Annotated in this window: 2 protein-coding genes; both read left to right on the forward strand. The window is 79.7% G+C overall.

Annotated elements, in window-relative coordinates; all coding sequences use genetic code 11:
* Positions 1–1280, forward strand: a 1280-nt coding sequence (locus ABZY91_RS41970) for a lanthionine synthetase LanC family protein (protein ID WP_355409507.1), incomplete at its 5' end; no start/stop codon positions are given.
* Positions 1281–1455: 175 nt separating this feature from the next.
* Complete coding sequence (locus ABZY91_RS41975) at positions 1456–1647, forward strand: hypothetical protein (protein WP_329948197.1); 192 nt, start codon at positions 1456–1458, stop codon at positions 1645–1647.
* Positions 1648–1747: the final 100 nt, after the last annotated feature.

Raw genomic sequence — 1747 nt, forward strand, 5'->3', positions numbered from 1 at the left:
CCGGGGGGGCCGGCCCCCCCCCCTCTCCGGTGGCGCCCCGGGGGGGGCCCCCCCGCGCCGCCCCCCCCCCGCCGGGGGGGGGGCGCCCCGGGGGCCGCCCCCCCCCCTACCGGGCCCGGTCCCGCACCAACTGGCTCGGCCTGGAGCTGCTCGCCGACCGGTACTGGCGGGTCCGGCCGCTCGGCGCCGACCTGGCCGGCGGCTACACCGGTGCCGCGCTCTTCCTCGCCCAACTCGCCGCGCTCACCGGCTCCGACCGCTACGCCGAGGTCGCCCGTCAGGCCCTCACACCCGTGCCCGGCCTGCTCGAATCCCTCGCCGCCCACCCCGACCTCCCGGCCGCCGTCGGCTCCGGCGGCTTCGCCGGCCTCGGCGGCATCGCCTACGCGCTCACCGAGATCGCCCGTATCCTCGACGACCCCCTGGTCGGGCAGTGGACCGGCCCGGCGGTGGCACTCGCCGCGTCCGCGATCGAACGCGAGAGCGACCCGGGCGTGCACAGCGGCACCGCCGGCGGCGTCGCCGCCCTGCTCGCGGTGCACGCCCGCACCGCCGGTACGCCCGGCACCGACGCCCTCGCCGCACAGACCACCGCCGCACAGGCCACCGCCGCACAGGCCACGGCCGCGCTGCGCGCCGCCGCCCTCGGCGCCGAGCGGCTCGTGGACGGACCCGTGCCGCCCGCCACCGGATTCGCGCACGGCACGGCCGGCACGGGCTGGGCCCTGCTCCGGTACGCCGAGGCCATCGGCGAGGCGGTCGACGGGCCGCACCACCGGGCCGGGCTGGCCGCCCTGCACGCCGCCACCTCCGCCCGCTCCCGGGAGGGTTCCTGGTGCCGGGGCCGGGCCGGTGTCGCGCTCGCCGTGGTCGACAGCCCGCTCGCGCTCGCCGACCGCCGGCTCGCCGAGTGGGCCCAGCGCGCCGTCCGGAACACCGCCCGCGCCATACCGATCGCCGACCACAGCCTCTGCCACGGCGAACTCGGCGTCCTGGAACTGCTCGGCCGGCACGGCCCCGCGTCCGGCCGGACGCCGTGGGTCCGCCGGGCCGGGGCGCTACTGGCCGGAATCGACCACGACGGGGCCCGCTGCGGCACCCCCGACCACGTCCCGCATCCCGGCCTGCTCACCGGCCTGGCCGGGATCGGCCACGGCCTGCTCCGCCTCGGCTTCCCCGACCTCGTGCCGCCCGCCCTGCTGCTCCGCTCCGGCGGGCCTCCCACGCTCCGCCGACCACGCCCTCCGACCGTTCCCGGAACCCGACCCGACCCGACCTGACCCGACCTGACCCGATCCGCGCGGGCCTCCGCCCGCCCCGCACACGCCCGTTCGCCGCACTCCGTGTGCGGCCGGACGGACCGCACCGCCCGCCCTGTCCGCCGACCCCTTCCGCCCCTGTCGAACCGGCGCCACCCCCGCACTGTCCGCACCGACCGCGAAGGAGCACCACCCGATGCACACCAACGACCAGCAGCCGAACCGGAACCAGCCCGTCGCCCGCCCCGGTGACGCGGCCGACCACCCGGCCGGCGAGATCCGGCTGCGCACCGGCGGCGGCCTGGGCCTGCGTTCGCAGCTGCTCGCCGGCACCGGCGGCGTCGTCCCGCCGATCTTCGAGTTCCCGACCATGACCACCCCGTTCTAGCAGTCCCTCCCCGGCCCTGACACGGCCGGACGGTCCACCGCCGGGGTACGGGCAGCCCCCCCCCGGTGGTCCCCCCCCCAACCCCCCGCCGCCCCCCGCC

Origin of the sequence: Kitasatospora sp. NPDC002965 (assembly GCF_040611255.1) — a bacterium.
GTDB lineage: Bacteria > Actinomycetota > Actinomycetes > Streptomycetales > Streptomycetaceae > Kitasatospora.

Bases quoted from the DNA above. Each gene is read 5' to 3' on its own strand.
- ABZY91_RS41975 (WP_329948197.1), top strand. From the start codon at position 1,456: ATGCACACCAACGACCAGCAGCCGAACCGGAACCAGCCCGTCGCCCGC.